General features: G+C 59.4%; 20 protein-coding genes. 6 read left to right on the forward strand and 14 right to left on the reverse strand.

Annotation, left to right across the window (positions count from 1 at the left end; translation table 11 throughout):
* Nucleotides 1-42: 42 nt before the first annotated feature.
* Nucleotides 43-1,998 (forward strand): acetoacetate--CoA ligase, encoded by a 1,956-nt coding sequence (locus H8F22_RS11400; protein WP_194940164.1) that lies wholly within the window; start codon nucleotides 43-45, stop codon nucleotides 1,996-1,998.
* 6 nt (nucleotides 1,999-2,004) lie between these two features.
* Here the strand turns inward: H8F22_RS11400 and H8F22_RS11405 are convergent, their stop codons facing one another.
* Nucleotides 2,005-5,856 (reverse strand): hypothetical protein, encoded by a 3,852-nt coding sequence (locus H8F22_RS11405; protein ID WP_194940165.1) that lies wholly within the window; start codon nucleotides 5,854-5,856, stop codon nucleotides 2,005-2,007.
* Nucleotides 5,857-5,980: 124 nt separating this feature from the next.
* On the reverse strand, nucleotides 5,981-7,090 hold the full coding sequence (locus H8F22_RS11410; protein WP_194940166.1) for a PilT/PilU family type 4a pilus ATPase: 1,110 nt from the start codon (nucleotides 7,088-7,090) through the stop codon (nucleotides 5,981-5,983).
* A 121-nt stretch (nucleotides 7,091-7,211) separates the two neighbouring features.
* Between H8F22_RS11410 and H8F22_RS11415 the strand changes: the two genes are divergently transcribed.
* Nucleotides 7,212-9,749 (forward strand): PAS domain-containing hybrid sensor histidine kinase/response regulator, encoded by a 2,538-nt coding sequence (locus tag H8F22_RS11415; protein ID WP_194940167.1) that lies wholly within the window; start codon nucleotides 7,212-7,214, stop codon nucleotides 9,747-9,749.
* A 51-nt stretch (nucleotides 9,750-9,800) separates the two neighbouring features.
* Nucleotides 9,801-10,076 carry a peptidylprolyl isomerase gene (locus tag H8F22_RS11420; RefSeq protein ID WP_007898282.1) on the forward strand — a complete coding sequence of 92 codons (276 nt, stop codon included), beginning with the start codon at nucleotides 9,801-9,803 and terminating at the stop codon, nucleotides 10,074-10,076.
* Nucleotides 10,077-10,191: 115 nt separating this feature from the next.
* On the opposite strand, the gene H8F22_RS11425 is transcribed toward H8F22_RS11420, so the two are convergent.
* The 8 genes from H8F22_RS11425 to H8F22_RS11460 all read right to left on the reverse strand — a co-directional run bounded on the left by H8F22_RS11425 (nucleotide 10,192) and on the right by H8F22_RS11460 (nucleotide 16,867).
* Nucleotides 10,192-11,124, reverse strand: coding sequence for a sugar kinase (locus tag H8F22_RS11425; protein WP_027923786.1), 933 nt, complete (start codon nucleotides 11,122-11,124; stop codon nucleotides 10,192-10,194).
* 131 nt (nucleotides 11,125-11,255) lie between these two features.
* A complete protein-coding gene (locus H8F22_RS11430; RefSeq protein ID WP_027923785.1) occupies nucleotides 11,256-12,473 on the reverse strand; it encodes an amino acid deaminase in 1,218 nt (405 codons plus the stop codon).
* Nucleotides 12,474-12,512: 39 nt separating this feature from the next.
* A complete protein-coding gene (locus H8F22_RS11435; RefSeq protein ID WP_027923784.1) occupies nucleotides 12,513-13,277 on the reverse strand; it encodes an IclR family transcriptional regulator in 765 nt (254 codons plus the stop codon).
* 146 nt (nucleotides 13,278-13,423) lie between these two features.
* Nucleotides 13,424-13,813: a RidA family protein gene (locus H8F22_RS11440; RefSeq protein ID WP_027923783.1), complete on the reverse strand. Its 390-nt coding sequence runs from the start codon at nucleotides 13,811-13,813 to the stop codon at nucleotides 13,424-13,426.
* Nucleotides 13,814-13,843: 30 nt separating this feature from the next.
* On the reverse strand, nucleotides 13,844-14,635 hold the full coding sequence (locus H8F22_RS11445; protein ID WP_027923782.1) for an amino acid ABC transporter ATP-binding protein: 792 nt from the start codon (nucleotides 14,633-14,635) through the stop codon (nucleotides 13,844-13,846).
* Entirely contained in the window at nucleotides 14,632-15,294 is a 663-nt protein-coding gene (locus tag H8F22_RS11450; RefSeq protein WP_027923781.1) for an amino acid ABC transporter permease, read from the reverse strand. Before H8F22_RS11450 ends, H8F22_RS11445 begins: the two co-directional genes overlap by 4 nt.
* Before the next feature lie 9 nt (nucleotides 15,295-15,303).
* Nucleotides 15,304-15,966 carry an amino acid ABC transporter permease gene (locus H8F22_RS11455; RefSeq protein WP_008015908.1) on the reverse strand — a complete coding sequence of 221 codons (663 nt, stop codon included), beginning with the start codon at nucleotides 15,964-15,966 and terminating at the stop codon, nucleotides 15,304-15,306.
* Nucleotides 15,967-16,018: 52 nt separating this feature from the next.
* Nucleotides 16,019-16,867, reverse strand: coding sequence for a transporter substrate-binding domain-containing protein (locus H8F22_RS11460; protein ID WP_027923780.1), 849 nt, complete (start codon nucleotides 16,865-16,867; stop codon nucleotides 16,019-16,021).
* Nucleotides 16,868-17,211: 344 nt separating this feature from the next.
* Between H8F22_RS11460 and H8F22_RS11465 the strand changes: the two genes are divergently transcribed.
* Nucleotides 17,212-17,655, forward strand: a complete 444-nt coding sequence (locus H8F22_RS11465) for a thioredoxin family protein (protein ID WP_194940168.1) — start codon at nucleotides 17,212-17,214, stop codon at nucleotides 17,653-17,655.
* Nucleotides 17,656-17,785: 130 nt separating this feature from the next.
* Here the strand turns inward: H8F22_RS11465 and H8F22_RS11470 are convergent, their stop codons facing one another.
* The gene (locus tag H8F22_RS11470) at nucleotides 17,786-19,345 is read right to left on the reverse strand and encodes a TerC family protein (RefSeq protein ID WP_194940169.1); all 1,560 of its coding nucleotides are present in this window, start codon (nucleotides 19,343-19,345) and stop codon (nucleotides 17,786-17,788) included.
* A 335-nt stretch (nucleotides 19,346-19,680) separates the two neighbouring features.
* Between H8F22_RS11470 and H8F22_RS11475 the strand changes: the two genes are divergently transcribed.
* The gene (locus H8F22_RS11475) at nucleotides 19,681-19,938 is read left to right on the forward strand and encodes a DUF2790 domain-containing protein (RefSeq protein WP_027923777.1); all 258 of its coding nucleotides are present in this window, start codon (nucleotides 19,681-19,683) and stop codon (nucleotides 19,936-19,938) included.
* Here H8F22_RS11475 and H8F22_RS11480 read toward each other — a convergent pair.
* A complete protein-coding gene (locus tag H8F22_RS11480) occupies nucleotides 19,929-20,339 on the reverse strand; it encodes a MerR family transcriptional regulator (protein ID WP_059182852.1) in 411 nt (136 codons plus the stop codon). The genes H8F22_RS11475 and H8F22_RS11480 overlap by 10 nt on opposite strands.
* 77 nt (nucleotides 20,340-20,416) lie before the next feature.
* On the opposite strand from H8F22_RS11480, the gene H8F22_RS11485 reads away from it, so the two are divergent.
* Nucleotides 20,417-21,640, forward strand: a complete 1,224-nt coding sequence (locus H8F22_RS11485) for an NADH:flavin oxidoreductase/NADH oxidase family protein (RefSeq protein WP_194940170.1) — start codon at nucleotides 20,417-20,419, stop codon at nucleotides 21,638-21,640.
* 52 nt (nucleotides 21,641-21,692) lie between these two features.
* On the opposite strand, the gene H8F22_RS11490 is transcribed toward H8F22_RS11485, so the two are convergent.
* Nucleotides 21,693-22,304, reverse strand: a complete 612-nt coding sequence (locus H8F22_RS11490) for a vWA domain-containing protein (RefSeq protein ID WP_194940388.1) — start codon at nucleotides 22,302-22,304, stop codon at nucleotides 21,693-21,695.
* Between the two features lie 53 nt (nucleotides 22,305-22,357).
* Entirely contained in the window at nucleotides 22,358-23,356 is a 999-nt protein-coding gene (locus H8F22_RS11495; RefSeq protein ID WP_194940171.1) for an ATP-binding protein, read from the reverse strand.
* Between the last annotated feature and the right edge of the window lie 64 nt (nucleotides 23,357-23,420).

Genomic DNA, 23,420 nt, shown 5'->3' on the forward strand with positions numbered 1-23,420 from the left:
CTTGCCCGCGATTGGATCTCCAGATAGAACAAGAGGCAAACCATGTCCGACATTCTCTGGCAACCCAGTGCCGAGCGCATCGCCAAGACGCGCATGGAGGCCTTTCGGCGTTCCATCAGCCAGCGCCACCACGTCCACATTGATGACTACCCGGCCCTGCACCAATGGTCCATCGATCAGCGCGAAGACTTCTGGCAGGCCATCGTCGACTTCTTCGACATCCGCTTCCACGACCAACCCGACGCAGTGCTGGTCGAAGGCGCGCAAATGCCCAGCGCCCAGTGGTTTCCCGGCGCCACCCTGAACTTTGCCGAACACCTGCTGCGCCGTCGCGACGATGCCATTGCGGTGATTGCCATTGGCGAGAACGGCCAGCGCGAACACCTGACCTGGGCGGAACTGGCCGAGCATGTGGCCGGGTTCCAGCACAGTCTGATCGCTGCCGGCGTTGGCCTCGGCGACCGCGTCGCCGCGTGCATGCCCAACACCTGGCAAACCCTGGTGGCCATGCTCGGCACCACCAGCCTGGGGGCGATCTGGTCCTGCTCCTCGCCGGACTTCGGCACCCAAGGGGTGATCGACCGTTTCGGCCAAATCGAACCAAAGGTACTGATCACCTGCGCCGGTTACCGCTATGCCGGCAAGGACATCGACCAGACCGGCAAAATCAACGAAATCCTCTCGCGCCTGCCGTCCTTGCAGCAGTTGATCGTGGTGCCGTATGCACGGCCACAGGCGCACATCGTCGATTTCCACACCCATGCCAATGTGACGTTGTGGGAGGATTTCTACGACGTGGGCGGCGAGCCGGATTTTGTCCCCGTGCCTTTCGCGCATCCGTTGTACATCCTCTACTCCAGCGGCACCACCGGCGTGCCGAAATGCATCATCCACAGCACCGGCGGTGTGTTGCTGCAGCACGTCAAAGAACATGGGCTGCATTGCGATCTCGGCGCTGGCGACCGTTTGTTCTACTACACCACCTGCGGCTGGATGATGTGGAACTGGCTGGTCTCGGCCCTCGCCGTCGGCAGCGCCGTGGTGCTGTACGACGGTTCGCCCTTTTATCCCGGCCCCGAACGGTTGATCGACCTGATAGACGATGAACAGATCAGCGTCTTCGGCACCAGCCCCAAGTACCTGGCGACCCTGGAAAGCAATGGCGTGAAGCCGCGCGAAAGCCATGACTTGAGCAGTCTGAAAACCCTGCTCTGCACCGGCTCCGCACTGTCGCCCCAGAGTTACGACTATGTTTACCGCGACTTCAAGCCCGACGTATGCCTGGCGTCGATGTCCGGTGGTACGGACGTCGTTTCGTGTTTTGTGAACGGCAACCCGTTTCAACCGGTGCGCCGTGGCGAAATACAGGGCAAGAGCCTGGGCATGGCGGTTGAAGTCTGGAATGACGACGGCCAACCGGTGATCGGAGAGAAGGGTGAACTGGTGTGTACCCGGCATTTCCCGGCCATGCCCATCGGTTTCTGGAATGATCCGCAACAGGAAAAGCTGCACGCTTCGTATTTCAGCCAGTTCCCCGGTGTCTGGTCCCAGGGCGATTACGCCGAGCAACAGCCCCACGGCGCGATGATGATCCATGGCCGCTCGGATGCGGTACTCAACCCCGGCGGCGTGCGCATCGGCACGGCGGAGATCTACCGCCAGGTAGAGAAAATCCCGCAAGTGCTGGACAGCGTGGCCATTGGTCAGCAATGGCAGGATGACGTGCGGGTCGTGTTGTTTGTGCGATTGCGCGACGGTGTCGAACTGGATGAAGCCTTGCAGCAACAGATCCGCCAAGTGATTCGCGCTAACACCACGCCGCGACATGTGCCAGCGAAGATTGTCGCGGTGACCGATATTCCACGGACCATCAGCGGCAAGGTCGTTGAGCTGGCGGTGAGGAACGTGGTGCATGGGCAGAAGGTAAAGAACACCGATGCGCTGGCCAATCCCGAGGCGCTGGAGCAATTTCGGGATCGGCCGGAACTCGCTTTTTAAACGGTTCTATTGGACGCTCGTGCCAGGCCTGCCAGAGCCAGAGCCAAGCCGCTGCGCAGTCACGGAATGGTTCAACGTGATCCGCACCGGATCGACGATCGCGCTATCGGGATGTGCTTCAAGTGTGTTCCGCAGGAGGGACATGTTGCGGTCAAACCCGGCTTCGTCGGTGTGCAACTGGCTCAGCAGCGAAGTGACCACCGCCAGTGAGTCGGCGTTTTCAAAGGCTTTGGAACTGGCGTGACGAGCACTGCCTTCATCTGTCACCGCAAGCCGGCCGGAAGCCAGGTTCAGCAGCGACGCCACGTCCAGCGACTGTCCACCGCCGACGCTGCCAGCGTCGCGGGCATAGGCGACATCACCGATCTGCGCAGGCCCGTGAAACAGCTCATGGATCAAGTCGTCTGCGACGACGTCATGATTGAATCCCAGGCCAATGAAGTGCCGGTTAAGATTGGGCGTATAGATTTCAATGAACTTCGCGTCGGATTGCCCGGCTGCACCTTTCCACTGTTGGTAAGCGCTCGTGTCGAAAGCGGCAATGTGGTGGGTGTCCTTGAGTGGATCAAGGATGAAGTTACTGATGGAAACGCCCCCAAAGTCGGCCCTGACCGCTCTCAAATAGTTCAATAACTGATTGATTGCATCGTTCGAGTCGCTTCCCATCAGCAGTCTGGCAACCAGGTTGCGCTGCGACACAAAGTCACGATGGGTCAAGGCGTTGATCGCGTTTTCGATTTTCGTCCGGGCCCGCGGCAGACTTTGTTCGATGAACTGTCGGGTATAACTGACAGGCAATGTCTTGGTAGATCGCGGCAAACGGACAGGGGCCACATAGGCAAAGTTGTCGAGTTTTGGCCCCCAGGCTTTGCCCAGACGGTCGAGGGCATACCATTGAAAATTATTGCGGGTCGCCACCACCGTGAGCTCCTCACCGATGGCACCACGGGGTCGCCAGGTACCCTGTCCGGTGTTGACGTTGCTGGCTGCGCGGACCAAGTCATAGGAATTGTGGCTGCCATGGAGTCTGCCCAACTGGGACTTTGCCAGTCCGAGAAGCTCTTCAGCCTGCTTGCTGAACCGTAACGCGCCTTTGTGGATGAGTTTCCCGGCACCATAGAACACCGTTGGCACATCATCCACGGGGTTGAAGAGGGAAACGGACGTCGCAAACGCCAGTTTGGTCAGGCGGGCGCCTTTGGACGACAAGGAGACCGCCTTCGACGAAATGCCCAGCGCTTTGGCGCCCGCCCCCACAAATGCACTGCCCAACGCCATAGCATCCATGACGCAACCGTAGATCCCGTCAACGACCTTATTGTGTTCTCCAGAAGACAAATCCTCGATGCACTTCTTGAACGGAACCACCAAATTCACGATGTAATCTGCAGTCTCTTCGCCATTTTTGCGTTCTGTTTCAAGTGCTGTCGGTACCGTGGCCATTAACTCGATTTCGTCAAATGTGCGCAACGGATGATTGTTCACAACGAACTCGGCAATTCGCCGTAGCTGCGGATTACCGAAATTACGGTAGTGACTCTGCTGCCGCGCCGACACAGACGCTGGTGCGGGAAGCTCACCCAGTTTTTCAATAATCCCCATGGCGCTGCTGGCGCCATTCTCAGCAAAATCGCCGGCAGTGTATTCAACAACCGAGAGAGGCAACAATTCGGGAGTCGCAGGTCGCAGGGGCGCATTCAGCTCCCCGTTAAAATCCATTCGGGCGGCAGTCCGCAATTTACCCGTTGAGGTTATCAGCGTCGCCAGCGTGGTGTTTTTCCGTAATTCACCGCGCAAGGCAAACAACTCATAACAGGCAACCGCATTGCCGTGGGCAGCGAACATGACAATGCCAAAACGTCCCTTCACAGCATCGTTACTTTGCTGTGTTTCGTAAGTCGTCGAAACGGGCACCGGCGATATCGAGAAGTAAGACTCAGTGCTGGTCGCTGGAAGACGAACGGTAAAAAAGGTGATCTTACCTTTTAGAAAAATCTCCAGATCATGGGCAAGCATGTGTGAAAGGGCCAACTTCACATTGGTCGCCAGCGCTTTATTCAGATCGCCGAGATAATTCCGTAACAGGCGATGGTATTCGACATTGTTGGGCGGCAGGTTCTGCAACCTTGGAAAGCGGCTATAAAGGCTGGTGACGGAGGGGTCGTAGTGAGTTGGTCTTTGTTGATTGGTCACACCGGCCAACAAATCAGGGGTTCTGGAAAAAACATCGTCGGGAAAGACCGCGCGGAAATCCCACTGGCCACCCGCAAGGTCCGCCGACATGTGCAAGCCGACCATCGACATGGGGTTGGGGGATGCATAGAGGCCGGGGTGTTGATAAAGCACTTTATCGTCCAGGAAATCACACTCCGGCACTGCTCCTTTCAACGCTTCGCGCGCAATGGTTTCGCGGTTGGGCATTGGGATGGAATAGACGCTGGCCAGATGGGTGAAGTTCTCCGCGAATTCCTGGAACGCCGTGATTGCCCGCTCGGTGGTTTCCTTTGCCGCTTGAGTGAGCTCGCTTTCGCTGATAACGCCATTCAATAGCGCCCAGTCAACGATCGGATCGATCATCGCCAATTCCCGCAGTCGGGACAGCGGTTCGCTGACAGGTTCCAGTTCGACATACGCCATGATCTGCGCATACGTCAGCACACGCGACGCCCCCTTCCTCACCGCTTCCGCCAGAGCAACGCCATGGCAAAAGGTGACCCAGGCAACCGAGCCCATCGTCATCGCTGCTGGCACGCCCGTGACCAGAAATTCCGGCGCCATCTCCGCCAGCAGCAGATGACACGCCAGCGGCGCCGCGGCAGGATCAACCCAGCCTTTGGTATAGAGTAAGGCTTGCAGCTCCTCGCGCACCACGGCCGGCGACCGCTCAACGTTGCTCGGCGCATATAAAGCGAAACCGGCGATACGCTTGCGGTCTTGGGTGCTACCGAGAGACGGATAAAGATCCAGCAACAGGCTGGTTACCAGCAGTTGCTCAAGACCTTGTGAAGAGACCTCTTGCCCGGATTGCGCGCCGAACCAGCCCGACTCCTCCAGGAGTTTCCTGGCACAAGCTTGGGCCACCGGATGCTTGATCAACTGACCGATCCGTTGCGCGGCATTATCGTGCGTCGCAATGACGCGCCCCGTTTCGCGGAACAACTTATCCAGCAGTTTGGTGTTTTTGGCGACACGCTGGGTGACCTGCCGAATGGCGTCGCGCTGCTCAACCGACAAGACGGCTAACGACGGATCATCCGTAACAAGCTGCCCCCAATAGTTACCCAGCTCATCAACCTCAGGATCGAACTCGAAAAGCGCGATCAGGTTTTTTGTTTCGCTGGCATTTCTTGGAACCATCAGGCCATGAAACTTCAGCCATTGGTCCACATCGACGAAATCTTCGCTATAAATGTAACCACCGGCTTGTTTGGCAATATCACCTATCACCAGAAGCTTCTGATAATAGTGGGACTCCTGGACGATATTCACGTCGACGACGTCCCACACTAACCGGTCTTTTCTGAAAATCTCAAGCCCGCCGGTTTCGTTGATACGGGTTGCGGCCATGTTCTCGGGGCCGTGGCGACGGAGTTCATCCATCACGACCGTGTAGTTGGCCAGGTTATTCCATGCCACTCGACCCGGCATATGGACTTCATACAACGAAGAGCCTTTCGCCAGCTCAAACTCGTAGCCTTGCCAATGGTAGGGCCCGTCGTCCTCTTGATCCTCGAAGACACTTTGCAATAAGCGCACGACCACCTGTCGCTCAGCCGCATCGACCTTTAACCAAAGGTGTTGAACTTCAGAAACCGCCCCGGACAACGGATAGTCTTTATACTTAAACTTATAAAACATAACAACCTTATGAAATTAGTTAACTGATTCATTCAACGACGGTTAATCCTGACTCATCGAATAATAACTAAACAGTAAAAAGTCATAAGACAATATTTCACAACCACTCACTTTACCAATTTAATCAATCCACCAACCCCCAGCCATCACTGCGCATATTAACGTTCGAAACCCCTGCGCCATAAAGCTTAAGGCGCAACTTAAGATTACAAAGCGAGTCCGCATGTTTTAGCGCCTCTTCCTCGCTGATAGCGCCTTCCACCACCAGCGCATACAGTGCGCCATCGAACGTTTGCATACCGAACTCTGCAGACTTGTCCATAATGTTTTTAAGTTCATCGAGTTCATTGCGTCTAATCAAGTCAGCAATCGTCGGTGTACCCAACATCACTTCCACTGCCGCCCTGCGCTGACCGTCGCGGGTACGCACCAGTCGTTGTGAAACAAACGCCTTGAGATTGTTGCCCAGGTCATGCAGCAACTGCGTCCGCCGCTCTTCGGGAAAGAAATTAATGATGCGGTCCAGCGCCTGATGGGCGTTGTGTGCGTGCAACGTGGAAATCACCAGATGACCGGTGTCGACGAACGCCAGCGCGTGCTCCATGGTTTCGCGGTCACGAATTTCGCCGATCAGCACCACGTCCGGTGCCTGGCGCAGGGTGTTTTTTAATGCCGCATGAAAACTTCGGGTATCGACGCCCACTTCGCGCTGATTGATGATCGACTGCTTGTGCCGATGGATATATTCGATCGGGTCTTCAATGGTGACGATATGACCGCTGCTGTGGCGATTGCGGTAGTCGATCAGCGCCGCCAGCGATGTCGACTTGCCCGAGTCTGTGGCGCCGACGAACAGTATCAGGCCTTGCTTGAGCATCACGGTGTCCAGCAGCACGGGGGGTAATTTGAGATCTTCGAAGCGCGGGATGTCGAGTTTGATGTTACGTATCACAATGGACACGTCGTTGCGTTGCTTGAACAGATTGACCCGAAAGCGCCCGATTCCCGACAACGAAATGGCCAGGTTCATTTCCAGCTCACGGTCGAACTCCAGACGCTGTTCGGCGTCCATGATGGACGCGGCCATTGCCGCGACTTCACCGGGTTTGAACGGCTGATCGCACAACGGTTCAAGGACGCCGTCGAACCGCGCGCTGGGCGGTGCCGCCGTGGAGAGATAAAGATCGGAGCCATTACCGCTGGCCAGAAGTTTCAACAGTGCATCGATTTCCATGGCAAAAAACACCCGCGAAGCATTCAATGAAAAAATAATGACCCGACATGGGTCATCCAGCCTCTACCGCCCTACGAGGATAGTAGACGCCGCCACACCGACTTAAGCGCAGGACCACTTGATGAACGCATCACCCACCGGCAGCGATGCCCAGGCCTTGATTGCCCGACTGGACTGGACACAGACCCCCTTGGGCCCTGCTGGCACCTGGCCGCAGAGCCTGCGCACCGCCGTCGACATCGTGATTCACTCACCGATGCCGATGCTGTTGCTATGGGGACCGCAGCTGACACAGATCTACAACGACGGCTTCGCCCTGCTCGCTGGCAGCAAACATCCACACGCTTTCGGACAGCCGACGCACCAGATCTGGCCAGAACTTCAGGACTTTACCGACCCGATTTACAGCGCCGTCCTACAAGGCCAGGTGCGCACCTACAGCGAACAGCGCTTTACCCTGCAACGTGACGGTGGCGACTCCGACTTCTGGCTGGATTTGACCTACAGCCCGATCCGCGATGAAAGCGCCGAGGTGGCGGGCATTCTGGTCACCGCCATCGAAACCAACGAACGTCGCCGCATCGCCCTTGAACTGGAACAACGCTCGGCCGCCAGCCTCAAGGCCCAGCGCGAAACCGAGCAGCGCCTGCAACTGGCCTTGGCCGCGACCGACTCGGTGGGCACCTGGGATTGGGACATCGGCGAAGACCGTTTCCTCGCCGACGCTCATTTTGCCCAACTGCACGGCATCGATCCGGCGCTGGCCGGGGAATTGCCGATCAGCGCGTACCTCCAGGGCGTGCATCCGGAAGACCGGGCGATGATTGCGCGCAGCATCAAGCACTGCATCACCCATGGCACCGAGTACGCCGAGGAATATCGCCTGCTGCAACCCGATGGGCAGTTGAGCTGGGTGTTTGCCCGGGGGCGCTGCTACAAGGATCATCACGGCCGGCCGATGCGCTTTCTCGGTGCCGCGCTGGACCTGACCGAGCGCAAACGCACCGAACAGGCCCTGCGCCAGAGCCAGACCGAGCTGCAATTGATCATCAACGCGATGCCGATCCTGATCAGCTACGTCGACAGCGAAGAGCGTTTCCGCCTGAACAATTCCGCGTACCTGGACTGGTACGGCCTGACGCCGCAAGAGCTCTACGGCAAAACCATTCGCGAAGTACTGGGTGACGAGGCCTATGCCTTACGTGCCGAACACATTGCTGAAGCACTTACGGGCAAACCTTGCTGCTTCAGCATCAGCACGCCACACCGCGACGGCAGCCTGCGGCATGCGCTGATGAACTACCTGCCGCGCCACGGCGCGGATGGCGCGGTGAATGGCTTCTACATTTTTGTGATCGACGAAACCGAGCGCAAACAGACCGAAGAAGCCTTGCGCAATCTCAATGAAACCCTGGAGGAGCGCGTCGCCGCTCGCACCCAACAGTTGGCCGAAGCCAACCAGCGCCTGCAAAACGAGATGGTCGAGCGCGAGCGTGCCGAGGACGCCTTGCGCCATGCTCAAAAAATGGAAGCAGTCGGCCAACTCACCGGCGGCATCGCCCATGACTTCAACAACATGCTTACCGGGATTATTGGCAGTCTTGACTTGATGCAGCGCTACATCGCCGATGGGCGCACTCACGAGATCAGCCGTTTTACCGAAGCCGCGGTGTCCTCGGCCAACCGCGCCGCCGCGTTGACCCATCGCCTGCTGGCGTTTTCCCGTCGCCAGTCACTGGATCGCAAACCGCTGAATGCCAATGAATTGGTGCGCTCGCTGGAAGACTTGCTCAGCCGGACCACGGGCGACCACATCGAGCTCAATCTGAAACTGGCCGATGAAGTCTGGCCGATCAGCACCGACGTCAGCCAACTGGAAAACGCCCTGCTCAACCTGGTGATCAACGCCCGCGATGCGATGCCCGATGGCGGCCAACTGCTGATCGAAACGAGCAATGTCTACCTCGACGGCACTGACATCACCACACTGGAACCGGTCAAGGCCGGGGATTACGTGATGATCGCCGTCAGTGACAACGGCACCGGCATGACACCCTCGGTACTGGCCAAGGCATTTGACCCGTTCTTCACCACCAAACCCATCGGCCAGGGCACAGGGCTGGGGTTGTCGATGATCTACGGCTTCGCCCAGCAATCAGGCGGACATGTCAGCCTGTTCAGCCTGCCCGGCAAGGGCACCAGCGTGCGCTTGTACCTGCCGCGCTTGCATGCCATGGAACCGGAAAACGTGCTGGTGCCGGTCACGGGCGAGGCGCCCGCGGCGATTGCCGGTGAAACCGTGGTGCTGGTGGAAGACGACCCGGCGGTGCGCATGCTGGTGCTCGACTTGCTCAATGAGCTGGGTTACCACGCTCACGAAGCCGAAGACGCCAAGACCGCCCTGCCCTTGCTGGAATCGGATTTGCGTGTTGATCTGCTGGTGACCGATGTCGGACTGCCGGGCATGAACGGTCGGCAACTGGCGGAGATCGCCCGCCAGCATCGCCCGGACCTCAAAGTGCTGTTCATGACCGGTTACGCGGAAACCGCCGCGGAACGTCAGGGCTTTCTGGAGGAAGGTATGGACATGGTGGCCAAGCCCTTTTCCATCGACTTGCTGGCCAACAAGATTCGCACGATGATCGGCCAACCCGAGTGAGTTGAGGCATAATCGCCCGCCCCGCTGTCAGCACGTTGCAAGGTACGCCCCATGAAAGCTCAAGCCCGCCATATTCTGGTGAAAACCTCGGAAGAAGCCGAGCAGCTCAAACAACGCATCGCCAAGGGCGAAGCCTTCGACGTGCTGGCCAAAAAGTACTCCACTTGCCCGTCCGGCAAGCGCGGCGGCGACCTCGGTGAAGTGCGGCCGGGGCAGATGGTCGGGGTGATTGATGCGGTGATTTTCAAGAAGCCGCTGCGGGTGGTGCACGGACCGATCAAGAGCAAGTTCGGGTATCACCTGGTGCAGGTGTTTTACCGGGATTGAGGGGTGGCCTTGAGGGCCTCATCGCGAGCAAGCTCGGCTCCTGCATTGGAATGCGTTCCCCTGTGGGAGCGAGCCTGCTCGCGAACCGACTGCGAAGCAGACGGCCATTCATCCCTTATCTAGGGATCAGCGCCCCCGGCACCTGAATCACCCGACTCGCCAACCGATGCCCCGCCTCAGCCGCTTCCACCGCGCTCGCGCCCTTGAGCCGACTGGCCAGGTACGCCGCACTGAACGAATCCCCTGCCGCCGTCGTATCTACGACGCGGTCGACCTTCTGCGCCGGCACTTCAAACGACTCACCGTCACAGCGAATCAGGCACGCGTCTGAACCGCGCTTGAGCACCACTTCCGGCGTGCCGATCTGCTCGTAAGCATCGAACACCGCCTGGCAACTTGAGAAATGGAACAGCGCCTGCTCGTCCTCAACCGTCAGCAACGCCAGGTCCACATACGGCAACACACTGCGATACGCCGCGCGGGCTTCCTCAACCGACGCCCACAAGCGCGGCCGATAGTTGTTGTCGAAGACGATGCGCGCATCTCGCTGACGGGCTTCGATCAGGGTTTCCAACAATTTTGCCCGACCTTGCACACCGAGCACCGCCAGCGTGATGCCGCTGAAGTACAACACGTCGTAATCCGGCAGCGCCGCCAGAATCGGCGCGGCGGCGGGCGTGGTGAAGCAATCGCGCACGGCCGCTTCGTTGCGCCAGTAGAGAAAACGACGCTCGCCGGCGGCGTCGGTCTGGATGCAATACAAGCCGGGCAAACGTCCGGGTAAACGCTGGACCATGCCCAGGCCGATGTTTTCGCTGGCCCAGTTCTGGCACATCGCGTCGCTGAAGCTGTCGTCGCCCAGGGCGGTGACGTAATCGACGATGCCGCGCTCGCCCAGTTCACGGGACAGGTAGACGGCGGTGTTCAGGGTGTCGCCGCCGAAGCTTTGTTGCAGGCTGCCGTCGGCGCGTTGTTGCAGCTCGATCATGCATTCGCCGATCAGGGCGATGCGCGGGATGTTGGGGCCGAGGGTGTTGATGGTGTGCATGGTGTGGGGTCTCTGGTGTTTCTTTGTTGTCTGGGCGGGCCTCATCGCGGACTAGCCCGGCTCCCACAGGGATCGTGTTACCCATGTAGGCGCCGGGCTTGCCCGCGATAGCAGCGCCTCGGTCTCAAGCCTTAGAAACAGGTTTCCATGGTTTCGATGACATTCATCTGATCATCCACCAGACACCCCGTGCGCCACTTGTCGAACGTCAGGCACGGGTGCGACGTGCCGAACGAAATAATGTCGCCGACCCGCAACTCAACCCCCGGCGCCACGGTCATGAACGCGTGCTGGTCCATCACTGCCGTCACCTTGCAGGCACTGACGTCATCGCCCTTCGCCGGCACCACACCGGCCTTGTAACGCAGCAACGGCACCGGCAGACCGGCGTCGTACGCTACATCGCGCTTGCCCAGGGCAATCACCGCAAAACCCGGTTCCGGCATCGACTGCACGTGTGCCCAGACTTCCAGCGCCGGGCGCAGGCCTTCATTCAGGTCACTACGACGGTCGAGCACACAGCATTGCGCTTCCTTGTAGATGCCATGGTCGTGGGCCACGTAGCTGCCCGGACGCAACACACTGAGGAAACGCCCGGCAGCGTTCTGTGCTTCGAACTCCTCGGCAATCAAGTCATACCAGGCGGAACCCGACGCAGTGATGATCGGCTTGGCGATCGCAAACGCGCCGCTGTCCTGCAACTGCACGGCCAAACGCACCAATGACTGGGCGAATGCGCGGATACCGGTCACCGCATGATCGCCATGGATCACGCCTTCGTAGCCTTCGATACCGGTCAGAGCCAGCGCCGGTTGCGCGTTGATGGCTTTGGCCAGCGCGATGACTTCGTCCTCAGTGCGGCAACCGCAACGGCCGCCGACCACACCGTATTCGATCATCACGTTCAGGCGCACGCCGCGCGAGGCAAAGTAGGCACCGAGGTCCGCGACGTTGTCCGGATGATCGACCATGCAATGGAAATCGAACGTCGGGTCCGCCAGCAGATCGGCGATCAACGCCATGTTCGGCGTACCGACCAATTGGTTGGCCATCAGCACCCGACGCACGCCATGGGCATAGGCCGCGCGGGTTTGCGTGGCGCTGGCCAGGGTGATGCCCCAGGCGCCGGCGTCCAGTTGGCGGCGAAACAAGGCAGGGGTCATGCTGGTCTTGCCATGGGGCGCGAGTTCGGCGCCACTGTTGCTGACAAAGTCCTGCATCCAGCGAATGTTGTGTTCCAGCGCTTCGCGGTGCAGCACCAGCGCCGGCAGGCTGACATCGCGGACCAGGTTGGCGCCGGTCTGGGCAAAACCCTTTTCCACGGCGGCAGTATTGTTGGCAGTAGACATGGTCGAACTCCTCACATTCGCGGCCGCAGGCAGCCGCATTTATTCGTTGATACGCCGGGCCAGGTGGTTGGCGTTGTCGATCAGCACTCGGCGATAGTCGTTGTAATGGGTCTTGGCATCAGCCCGTGGGGCCACGATGCACAGGGTCGCAATGGCCACGCCGTTGGGGTCTTTGACCGGGGCGGCGAAGCAATGGGTAAAGGTGTCGGCGACGCTATCGAAGGAGAAAAAGCCATCGATGCCGGCCTGCCGGATTTCCGCCAGAAACTGTTCCAGCGGCAGGCGCTCGCCGTTGGGCAGGATGAAGTCGTCATGGTCGATCAGGTCGACAATTTCCTCGTCACTCAAATGCGCCAACAGCAGGCGCCCGGAAGCGGTCCAGGGAATCGGCGCGTTCTCGCCGATGTCCGAGGAAATGCGGAAATGCCGCTCGCCCTCCTTCATCAGCGCCACGGTGTATTTGCGGCCATTGAGCAGGCACATCTGGGCGGTTTCGTGGGTCTGGCTGACGATTTCCTGCAAGGCGAGATCGGCCTCGCGGGTCAGGTCGAAATGACGCAAATGCGCCTGCCCGAGGAAGTACAACTGACGGCCCAGGTAGACATGACCGTCCTTGCCCACGGTTTCCAGAATGCGCCGTTCCAGCAGGGAGGCCACCAATTCGTAGACCGTGGATTTCGGGCTGCCGATACCGCTGGCAATTTCATTCGGGCGCAGGGGTTTGCCGATTTCCTTGAGGAAGTCGAGGATATCGAACGCCCGGTCCAGACCGCGAGCCCGGCGCTTGATGGTGTCTTCGGTCATTTCATTGGTTCCCATACAAAGTGCCGGGAGTTTACCTAGAGTGCGGTGGCGATTGTTAGGCCGCCATCGCGGGCAAGCCACGCTCCCACATTTGAAATGCATTCCCCTGGGGGAGCGTGGCTTGCCCGCGATGGGCGCGACTCGGTTCAGGCCTTTTTCTTGTACGCGATGCAGTCGATCTCGACCTTGCAGTCGACCATCATGTTCGCCTGCACGCAGGCACGGGCCGGAGCGTGTTCGGGTTTGAAGTACTCGGAGAAGACCTTGTTGAAACTCGTGAAGTCCCGTGGATCCTCCAACCACACGCCAGCACGCACCACATCTTCCAGGCCATAACCGGCCTCTTGCAGAATCGCAATCAGATTTTTCATGGTCTGGTGGGTCTGTTCGACGATGCCACCCGTAATGATCTCGCCATCCAGCGCCGGCACCTGCCCGGAAACGTGCAGCCAGCCATCGGCTTCAACGGCGCGGGCGAAAGGACGAGGCGTACCGCCAGCGGCGCTACTGCCGGTGCCGTAACGAGTAATGCTCATGAGTGTTTCTCCTGATTGAATTCTGAAAAGTTAAAAGCGCGTGTTTTTGAGAAACTCAGCCAGACGCGGTGATTGAGGGCGCTCGAACAGCTCCTTGGGTGGCCCCTGCTCTTCGATGCGCCCCTGATTCATGAAAACGATTTTGTCCGAGACTTCGAATGCAAAACGCATTTCGTGGGTGACCAGCAACATGGTCATGCCTTCGTCGGCCAGGCCCTTGATCACGTTCAGCACTTCGCCGACCAGTTCCGGGTCGAGGGCCGAGGTGACTTCGTCGAACAGCATCAGGCTCGGGTTCATCGCAATCGCCCGGGCAATCGCCACGCGCTGTTGCTGACCGCCGGACAACTGACCGGGATAGTGATCACGGCGTTCCAGCAAGCCGACGCGCTCCAGCCATTTTTCCGCCAGAGCAACGGCCTCGTCCTTGTGCAGTTTTTTCACCTTGAGCAAACCCAGGGTGACGTTCTGCAAGGCGGTGAGGTGCGGGAACAGGTTGAATTGCTGGAACGCCATGCCCGTCATTGCACGATGCCGGGCGATGACTTTTTCCGGGTGACGGATGCGTTTGCCGTCGACCTCGTCATAGCCGATGGACTCGCCGTCGAGCATGATCTGCCCGCCCTGGAATTCTTCGAGCATGTTTACGCAGCGCAGCAAGGTGGTCTTGCCCGAACCGCTGGAGCCGATCAGTGTGACGACGTTGCCGCGCTGCATGCTCAGGTCGACGCCCTTGAGCACTTCGAGCTTGCCGTATTGTTTGTGCAGGCCGCGTATGTCCAGCAGGGCCTGACCGTTTTGCGTGTTGGAGAGTTGAGTCATGGCAAGGCCACCCGCTTTTCAATGTGCCGGCCGAGTAATTCGATGGCGTAGTTGATGACGAAAAACAGAAATCCGGCGAACAGGTAAAACTCCAGGGTCATGAAGGTCCGGGCGATGATTTGCTGTGTGCTGAGCAGTAACTCCGCCACGCCGATCACCGACAACAGCGTCGAGGCCTTGACGATTTCCGTCGAGGAGTTGACCCAGGTCGGCAGGATCTGCCGCAACGCTTGAGGCAACAGCACGTAACCGAGGGATTGGAAAAACGTCAGGCCGATCGCCTTGCTCGCTTCCATCTGACCGCTAGGCAGTGCTTGCAACGCGCCGCGCACGATCTCGGCGACGTGGGAGCCGCAAAACAGCGTCAACCCCAACGCACCGGCCTGAAACGCGCTGATCTGCCAACCCAGTGCCGGCGCCATATAAAAGCAGGCCAGCACCAACACAAACACCGGCGTACCGCGAATCAGGTCGACGTAGACGCGAAACGGCGCACGCATCCAGAACTTGCCGTAGGTCAGCACCAGACCGGCGACAATGCCGACCATCGTGCCCAGCAAAATGGCCAGCGCCGACACCTGCACACTGGTCAGGAAGCCTTGCCACAACACTTCGCGGGCAACCCATAACTCATGCAACCAACCAGGGGATTCGTACATGGGGGGCTCCTATCGGCGAATCGCCAGACGCTGTTCGAGGTAACGCAGCATCATGGCAATGAGGTAACAGGCCGCCACATAGAGCGCCGTGGTCACCAGCCAGGTTTCAATCACCCGGTAGCTCTCGACATTGATCTTGCGCGCGTAATAGGTCAGCTCCGGCACCGCGATCGCAGCGGCCAGCGAAGTGTCCTTGAACAGCGAAATAAAGTTGTTCGACAAGGCCGGCAGCACATTGCGCAGCATCACCGGGACGGTGACGTAAGCCTTGACCTGCCACTCGCCGAGGCCGATGGCGAGCCCGGCTTCACGCTGGCCCTTGGGAATGCTCAACAAACCGCCACGGAACACTTCGGTCAGATACGCCCCGGCGTACAGCGACAGAGTGATGATGAACGACGGGATCTTGTCCAGACGAATGCCCAGGCTCGGCAAGGCAAAGTAGATCAACAGAATCAACACCAGAATCGGCGTATTGCGGATCACCGTCACATACACCGACGCCAGCACCCGCAATGCGCGGTGCTTCGAGAGCAAAGCAAACGCCATCATCAGGCCGATCACGCAACCGATGGCGATCGACACCAGCGCCAGCTCAAGACCCAGACCGAGCCCCGCCAGCAAGGTGTCGAAATCGCGCCACACGGCGGCAAAGTTCAACTGATAGTTCATGGTCAGCAGTACCTTGAACGGGGCGCGTTACAAGCGCCCCGCTCTCACGGGATCATTTGAATTCGACAGGGAAACCGATGGCTGGAGTCGGCAGATCGACACCGAACCATTGTTTGAAGGACGCCGCATAGGTCGGGAACTCAACGCCGGTCATGGCTTCATGCAGAGTGGTGTTGACGAAGTTCAGCCAGTCCTGATCACCGCGTTTAACTGCACAGGCGTAGGTTTGCGGGCTCCAGGCGTAAGTCGGGCTGCGGTAGCGGCCAGGGTTCTGCACCATCAGGTATTTCACCGACGACTGATCGGTGGCGGCGGCATCGGCACGGCCCGAGTTCACGGCCTGGTACATCAGGTCCACGCTGTCGTATTGATCGACCTTGGCCTTGGGCAACGCCTGGTGCACCAGCTCTTCGGCGTATACGTTCTGCAAGACCGCCACGGTCACGCTGTCGTTGGCAGCCTTGAGGTCTTCGATTTCCTTGTACTTGCTGTTCGCCGGCAGCAGCAGGCCGACGCCTTCGCGGTAGTACGGCAGGGTGAACGCCACCTGCTGCGCACGACTGGCGGTGACGGTGATGAACTGGCAACTGATGTCGACCTTGTCGGTCAGCAGGTTGGGAATCCGCGCATCGGACGACTGCACCACAAACTCGACTTTGGTCGGATCGTTGAACAACCCCTTGGCAATCATCCGCCCGATATCGATATCGAACCCCTGCAACTTGCCATCCGCTCCCTGGAAGTGCCACGGCGCATTGGTACTGCCCGTGCCCACAATCAATTTTCCACGGGCCAGCACGCTATCGAGCTTACTGTCCGCCGCCTGGGCCACGCCCATGGCAGCGGCGGTAGCCGCGAGAACAAAAACACACGCTTTTAACAAGGAAGGTCGGCGATGCATGGCAAGCACTCCAGGATGATGTTTATTCCGCTATACCGGACTTTGGTATGTAACAACGGAATAGACAGCAGAAAGTGTGCCACAGGTTGCGGAGAGAATGTTGGGGAGATTGAAAATCGATTTGAATCAACGGGATGGGAAAAACACTGAGGGATCTGTTACCAAACGCACGCGAGGGGAAGCGCTACCGTTGGCTACAGCGTGCGGGTACTTGCACCACAATTGGAGATGAATGACCGAAATTGACGCAGCGTGTCACCTGTAATTTCTGACAGTAGACCCGCCCCCGCTCCCTCCTTTAACGTCGACAAACCTCGATGGTCGTTGTGAAAAGGAGATTTTCAATGGGCTCGACACATCACTTGGCATCGCTCGCCCCGGTCTACCGCAAGGCGCTGAAAACCTGGCGCCCGGTGATCCTGTATTTCGGCGATGAACACTGTCCGGCCTGTGAATGGGCAGAACCGGTCTTTCGCGAAGTCGCCCTACGCTATCGTCATCACGCGAACATATATGTATTGAACACCCGTGAATCACCGCGGCACCCGAACGTTACCGGCACACCGACGGTGTTGTTCTTCAAGGACGGGCGATTGCGGAAGAAGCTCAAGGGCATTGGCACCCGAGAGACGCTGGAGGAGGATTTCGCCAGCCATGTTGGCAGGCTCAGGCCGCGATACGAGCCGCATAAAACGCGTCACGATCTGGCGTGGTTGCGCCAGACGTTGCGCGGGTTGTGTACGGTGCCTCGGGCGTTAGAGCGGTTGAATGGTCGTAGTGGGTGTTAGGGCTTGGGAGCGATGGCGTTTGGCAGGACGCTATCGCGAGCGAGCTCGCTCCCACATTGGATCTCCAGTGCTCACACGACCCGTGTGGGCGTGAGCCTGCTCGCGAACAGGCCCTGAATCCCGGAAAAAACTAGCGGTCGATACACACCAGCAGCACCCGCGTCACCCGCCGCTCCTCAACGGCCACCACTCTCATTCGCCAGCCCTGCCACTCCAGGCTGTCGCCGATCACCGGCAATCGATCCAGCAAGCTCACGACCAACCCGGCCAGGGTCTGATAGTCCTCAGTAGGCTCAGCCACGAATCCGGTCTGCTGTCGAACCCGTGTCAGGTTCAACGCACCGCTGACCAAAAAACCGCCTTGCTCTTCCACCACGTCCGGGCCTTCGATTTCGCTGGCGTCGGGCAGTTCGCCGGCAATCGATTCCAGAATGTCGGTCATGGTCAACACACCCACAAAGTCACCGAATTCATTGACCACGAACGCAATATGCGTCGAGGCCTGGCGCATCTGCTCCAGCGCATTGAGGATGGAGTAGCTGTCCAGCAAGTTAACGGTCTTGCGCGCCAACTGCTCCAGATCCGGTTCGTTGCCGGCCAGGTATTCTTTGAGCAACTCCTTCTTGTGCACGAAGCCCAGCGGCTCGTCCACCGCGCCGTCACGGATCAACGGCAAGCGCGAATAGGACGAATGCATCAGCCGCGTACGAATGGTAGGCGCATCATCGGCCAGGTCGATGTAATCAACGTCGGCACGCACGGTCATCAACGTTCGGATCGGCCGTTCGGCCAGTTGCAGTACGCCGCTGATCATCACCCGCTCGCGGCGGTCGAACAGTGCTTCGCCCGGTGCGTCGCCGTTGTCCAGCAGGTCGGCAACCTCCTCACCGACTTCCTCCACCGCCATGCTGCGACCGCCGAGCAAACGCAACACCGCATGGGCCGTTCGCTCGCGCATGGGCCGCAGCCCCTGGAGGGATTTCTTGCGGCGAGCGCGGGCGATCTGGTTGAACACTTCGATCAGGATCGAGAAACCGATGGCCGCATACAGATAGCCTTTGGGAATGTGGAAACCCAACCCTTCGGCCGTCAACGCGAAGCCGATCATCATCAAGAAGCCCAGACAGAGCATGATCACTGTCGGGTGCGCGTTGACGAACCGGGTCAACGGCTTGCTGGCGACGATCATCAGGCCGATGGAGATGATCACCGCGATCATCATCACCGCCAGTTCATCGACCATACCCACAGCGGTAATCACTGCGTCGAGGGAGAACACCGCGTCGAGCACCACAATCTGCGCCACGATCGGCCAGAACATCGCATATGCGGCGTTGGCCGAGCGCTGGCCGACATGGCCTTCGAGCCGTTCGTGCAATTCCATGGTGGCCTTGAACAGCAGGAACACTCCACCGAACAGCATGATCAGGTCACGACCGGAGAAGCTCTTGTCGAACACCTCGATCAGCGGCTGCGTCAAGGTGACCAGCCACGAGATACTCGCCAGCAAGCCCAGGCGCATGATCAGCGCCAACGACAATCCAATGATTCGCGCACGGTCGCGCTGCTCGGGCGGCAATTTGTCCGCAAGGATCGCGATAAACACCAGGTTGTCGATGCCGAGCACCAGCTCCAGCACAATCAACGTCAATAAGCCCAGCCAAGCGGTGGGGTCAGCTAACCATTCCATAAAAACGTCTCGATCTCTTCAGTGAATTCAGAATGCCAGGCACGGCAAGGCGCGGCGCAGAGGCCGTGGGATTGCAATGACGAAGTGTTTTGAATGTCGAAAGACCGGGTGTTTCAAGAGCGCGCAATGGCGCGATGAGGAAGGATAACCGGGAGGCTCCAAGAGGGTGTTCATGCAAGTCCTGAAAGACAAAAGGACTTGGATCGTACAGGCGAAACCGATAATTCCTACAATCGAAAATCATTTCAAAATTTGTAGTCAGCCTGGAATAAACCCTGACCGGGCTCGTCGTACTGCCACTGAAATCGTTCAGTAGCCACCACGAGAGCCCCGCCATGAAAAGCCTCCTGTCCGCGCTGTTTCTGATTGCCCTCAGCGGCACTGCCGCCGCTGCGTCTGCCGCCACCGCCAGCACCTCGAATGTCGAGGACTACAACTATTCGACACCGTTGAATATCGCCAAGGTCGTCAACATCACCCGCGGCGACTATTGCGGCATTGGCCCACGGGAGATGACCTACGTCGACACGATGGGCGCTACCCACGTCTTGCGCTATCAAGCGTTCGGTGATTCGTGTATCGATCAGAACTGATGTTTGAGCGACGCCATCACCCGCTCGGCATTCGCCTCACAGGCTATCCCCTCAGGCCGCGCCTGGATGCCTTCAATCACCCCCAGCAACTTCGCCTTGCTCTGTGCCAGGTGAAGTTGCATCTGTTCGATCTGCTCGACCTTGCGCAGCAGCCCCGCCAATAATTCTTCGTGCTTGAACTCGCCCGTCACCGTATCCGGCAACAATTGCTTCAGCTCTTCAAGGCTGAACCCGGCCTGCTGCGCGCACTGGATGATCATCAGCGTTTGCAGGACTTGTGCGGGATAATGCCGGTAGCCGTTGGCCGAGCGCTCTACCTGACGAATCAATCCCTGAGACTCGTAAAAGCGAATGCGCGATGCATTCAATCCGCTCAACTGCGCCAATTCACCAATCTTCATCCCGGCCTCATTTGCCTGCTTGACATTAAAGTTAACTTTAAGCTTAGCCTCTGCTCTTCACTGATGAGGAGTCAAGCATGTCGCCCTTCCAAGCGTTGAATCTGCCCAACGGCCAGACCGTCGGCAATCGTATTGCCAAAGCCGCCATGGAAGAAAATCTCGCCGACACCGGGCAAGCACCGTCAGGCGCATTGTTTCAGCTGTATCAGGCCTGGGCCGAGGGCGAAGCGGGCCTGTTGCTGACCGGCAATGTGATGATCGACCGCCGCGCCATGACGGGTCCCGGCGGCGTGGTGCTGGAAGATGAACGCGATCTGCAGCGCTTTCGTCAGTGGGCGACGATCGGGCGTTCCGGTGGCGCGCAGTTCTGGATGCAGCTCAATCATCCCGGTCGCCAAACCATGGCCAACCTCGGTCAACAAGCCTGGGCACCCTCTGCCGTCGCACTGGACCTGGGCGCGTTTTCCAAGATGTTCGCCGAGCCCAAACCGATGTCCGAAGACGATATCGCCGAAGTGATCGCACGCTTCGCCACCAGCGCGGCCCTCGCGGAAAAGGCCGGGTTCACGGGCGTGCAGGTTCATGCGGCTCACGGTTACCTGATCAGCCAGTTCCTCTCGCCGTTGACCAATCACCGCACCGACCGTTGGGGCGGCTCACTGGAGAACCGCGCGCGCTTGTTGCTGGACGTGGTCCGCGCCGTTCGCCGCGCGGTCTCACCGCAGTTTTGCGTGTCGGTGAAACTCAACTCTGCGGACTTCCAGAGGGGCGGCTTTGACGCCGACGACGCCCGCCAAGTGATTGTGTGGCTCAACGAACAATGCATCGATCTGCTCGAACTTTCCGGCGGCAGCTACGAAGCGCCGGCGATGCAAGGCGAAGCCCGCGACGGCCGGACGTTGGCGCGTGAAGCCTACTTCCTGGAAATGGCCGCTGAACTGGCCAGCGTCGCGCACATGCCGGTGATGGTGACAGGCGGCATTCGGCGCCTGGCTATCGTCCAGCAGGTACTCGACAGCGGCATCGCCATGGCAGGTATCGGCACGGCACTGGCGGTTGAACCGCAGTTGGTCAAACACTGGCGCGAAGGCCGCAACAGCCATCCGCAATTGCCGCCGATTCTATGGAAGCGCAAACCGTTGGCCGCACTGGCGAACATGGCAGTGGTGAAGTTTCAGCTGCATCGATTGAGCCGCGGGCGCAAGCCTCGTCCTCAGGTCTGGGCGGTGTGGGCGTTGATTCTTGACCGGCTGTACATAGGCCGGCGTACGCGGCAGTACCGTCAGGCGATGGGTAAATAGATTTAGACCGAGTTGCCTGCTCGCGATGGGGCCAGGACAGCCAGTCAATCACTCAACCAGGAATCAGCTCATCAATGTGCTGATAATCCGCTTGCAGCTCTACCGCCATCTGCTTCGCCCGGCCCAACCGGATCGGCCCGCGCTCGATATCAATCAGCAAGCTGGGGCATTCCAGCGCTGGCAACAATGACCACTCCTTCAATCGCCCATCGGTCAGCAACAACACACGCTGCTGTTCCGCCGGAAAGCGCTTTTTGCGCGTCGCCAACCAACGCCCCGCCTCACCCAGCGCCGCCAACACTGGCGTGCCACCGCTGGCGCCCAACCCATCAAGCCAGGTCCGCAATCCGCTGGACGCTTTCAAGCCTTGCACCTGCCATTTCGGCACATTGCCGCTGGCCGTCAACAACGCCAGGCGCGCACGCTGACGGTAGGCATCGTCAAACAGCTGCGCCAGCAACCCCTTCGCATCACTCAACGCCTGATGTCGGCGAGTCGAGGCGGAGGCGTCGACAATCACCAGCCACAGCTCATGGGCGCTTCGAGTGCGAAGGTGGAACAACACGTCGCTGCGCTGACGAGGCCGACCATTGAGCAAGGTGCCGGGCCAGTTGATCGAGCCGCTGCGTGCAGCATGGCGTTTGCCCTGTTTGCCGTTGTCCAGCCGTCCTGTACGGGGTCTGGCATTCGCCCCCGCGTCAGATCGAGGGCGAATGCCTAGGGCTTTTTTGGCCAGCTCGGCACTTCACGGCGGGCGCCAACCGGCAGCGCCTGGGCGGGCATTTCACCCCATTGCCCCTGGCCTTCGCTCGGGGCGGACTGTTGCGGGGATGGCGCCTGACTGTGCTGCGGGGCCGGCGGTGATTGCTCGCGGCGGCGATGGCGCAAGGCGAATTCAGCGACGGCGTCGATATCGTCCTCACTGATCGCGTTCGCTCCGCGCCACGCAGCGTGGGCGCGAGCCGCACGCAGCCACACCAGGTCAGCGCGCAAGCCATCGACGCCGGCAGCAAAGCAGCGCTCAGTGATCAGCGCCAACGCTTGATCGTCGAGCGGGATGCTCGGCAAGAGGCGACGGGCCTTCTCGCACCGTTCGCGCAGCGATTGCTGCGGGTGTTCCCACTGCGCGCAAAAGCGCTGCGGATCGCTGTCGAAATCCAGGCGCCGACGGATGATCTGCCCCCGCTCGATCGGTGCGGTGTGGCCGCTGAGCGCGACGTTCAGGCCAAAGCGGTCGAGCAATTGCGGACGCAGTTCGCCTTCTTCCGGGTTCATGGTGCCGATCAGCACAAACTTCGCCGAATGCCGATGGGAAATACCATCACGCTCGATCAGGTTGGTGCCGCTGGCGGCGACGTCGAGCAACAGGTCCACGAGGTGGTCGGGCAGCAGGTTGACCTCGTCGACGTAGAGCACGCCACCATCGGCCTTCGCCAGTACGCCGGGAGAGAATTGCGCACGCCCGTCGCTCAGCGCGGCATCGAGGTCGAGGGTGCCGACCAGACGTTCTTCCGTGGCGCCCAGCGGCAAGGTGACGAACTGACCGCTGGCCAGCAGGTCCGCGAGGCCCCGGGCCAGGGTGGATTTGGCCATGCCGCGCGGACCTTCGATCAGCACGCCGCCGATCTTCGGGTCGATGGCGGTCAGGTACAGGGCGAGCTTCAAGTCGTCGGCGCCGACCACGGCGGATAAGGGGAAATGCGGGGTGTCGGTCATGTCGAATCTCGTGTGTGGTCGGTGATGTGATCGTTTCCACGCTTTGCGTGGGAACGATCATGCC

This window comes from Pseudomonas mucoides, from assembly GCF_015461845.1.
In the GTDB taxonomy this organism is placed as follows: Bacteria; Pseudomonadota; Gammaproteobacteria; order Pseudomonadales; family Pseudomonadaceae; genus Aquipseudomonas; species Aquipseudomonas mucoides.

Bases quoted from the DNA above. Each gene is read 5' to 3' on its own strand.
- H8F22_RS11440 (WP_027923783.1), bottom strand. From the start codon at position 13,813: ATGAGCATTACTCGTTACGGCACCGGCAGTAGCGCCGCTGGCGGTACG.
- H8F22_RS11465 (WP_194940168.1), top strand. From the start codon at position 17,212: ATGGGCTCGACACATCACTTGGCATCGCTCGCCCCGGTCTACCGCAAG.
- H8F22_RS11405 (WP_194940165.1), bottom strand. From the start codon at position 5,856: ATGTTTTATAAGTTTAAGTATAAAGACTATCCGTTGTCCGGGGCGGTT.
- H8F22_RS11460 (WP_027923780.1), bottom strand. From the start codon at position 16,867: ATGCATCGCCGACCTTCCTTGTTAAAAGCGTGTGTTTTTGTTCTCGCG.
- H8F22_RS11485 (WP_194940170.1), top strand. From the start codon at position 20,417: ATGTCGCCCTTCCAAGCGTTGAATCTGCCCAACGGCCAGACCGTCGGC.
- H8F22_RS11420 (WP_007898282.1), top strand. From the start codon at position 9,801: ATGAAAGCTCAAGCCCGCCATATTCTGGTGAAAACCTCGGAAGAAGCC.
- H8F22_RS11470 (WP_194940169.1), bottom strand. From the start codon at position 19,345: ATGGAATGGTTAGCTGACCCCACCGCTTGGCTGGGCTTATTGACGTTG.
- H8F22_RS11415 (WP_194940167.1), top strand. From the start codon at position 7,212: ATGAACGCATCACCCACCGGCAGCGATGCCCAGGCCTTGATTGCCCGA.
- H8F22_RS11480 (WP_059182852.1), bottom strand. From the start codon at position 20,339: ATGAAGATTGGTGAATTGGCGCAGTTGAGCGGATTGAATGCATCGCGC.
- H8F22_RS11475 (WP_027923777.1), top strand. From the start codon at position 19,681: ATGAAAAGCCTCCTGTCCGCGCTGTTTCTGATTGCCCTCAGCGGCACT.
- H8F22_RS11430 (WP_027923785.1), bottom strand. From the start codon at position 12,473: ATGTCTACTGCCAACAATACTGCCGCCGTGGAAAAGGGTTTTGCCCAG.
- H8F22_RS11450 (WP_027923781.1), bottom strand. From the start codon at position 15,294: ATGTACGAATCCCCTGGTTGGTTGCATGAGTTATGGGTTGCCCGCGAA.
- H8F22_RS11400 (WP_194940164.1), top strand. From the start codon at position 43: ATGTCCGACATTCTCTGGCAACCCAGTGCCGAGCGCATCGCCAAGACG.
- H8F22_RS11425 (WP_027923786.1), bottom strand. From the start codon at position 11,124: ATGCACACCATCAACACCCTCGGCCCCAACATCCCGCGCATCGCCCTG.
- H8F22_RS11435 (WP_027923784.1), bottom strand. From the start codon at position 13,277: ATGACCGAAGACACCATCAAGCGCCGGGCTCGCGGTCTGGACCGGGCG.
- H8F22_RS11445 (WP_027923782.1), bottom strand. From the start codon at position 14,635: ATGACTCAACTCTCCAACACGCAAAACGGTCAGGCCCTGCTGGACATA.
- H8F22_RS11495 (WP_194940171.1), bottom strand. From the start codon at position 23,356: ATGACCGACACCCCGCATTTCCCCTTATCCGCCGTGGTCGGCGCCGAC.
- H8F22_RS11410 (WP_194940166.1), bottom strand. From the start codon at position 7,090: ATGGAAATCGATGCACTGTTGAAACTTCTGGCCAGCGGTAATGGCTCC.
- H8F22_RS11455 (WP_008015908.1), bottom strand. From the start codon at position 15,966: ATGAACTATCAGTTGAACTTTGCCGCCGTGTGGCGCGATTTCGACACC.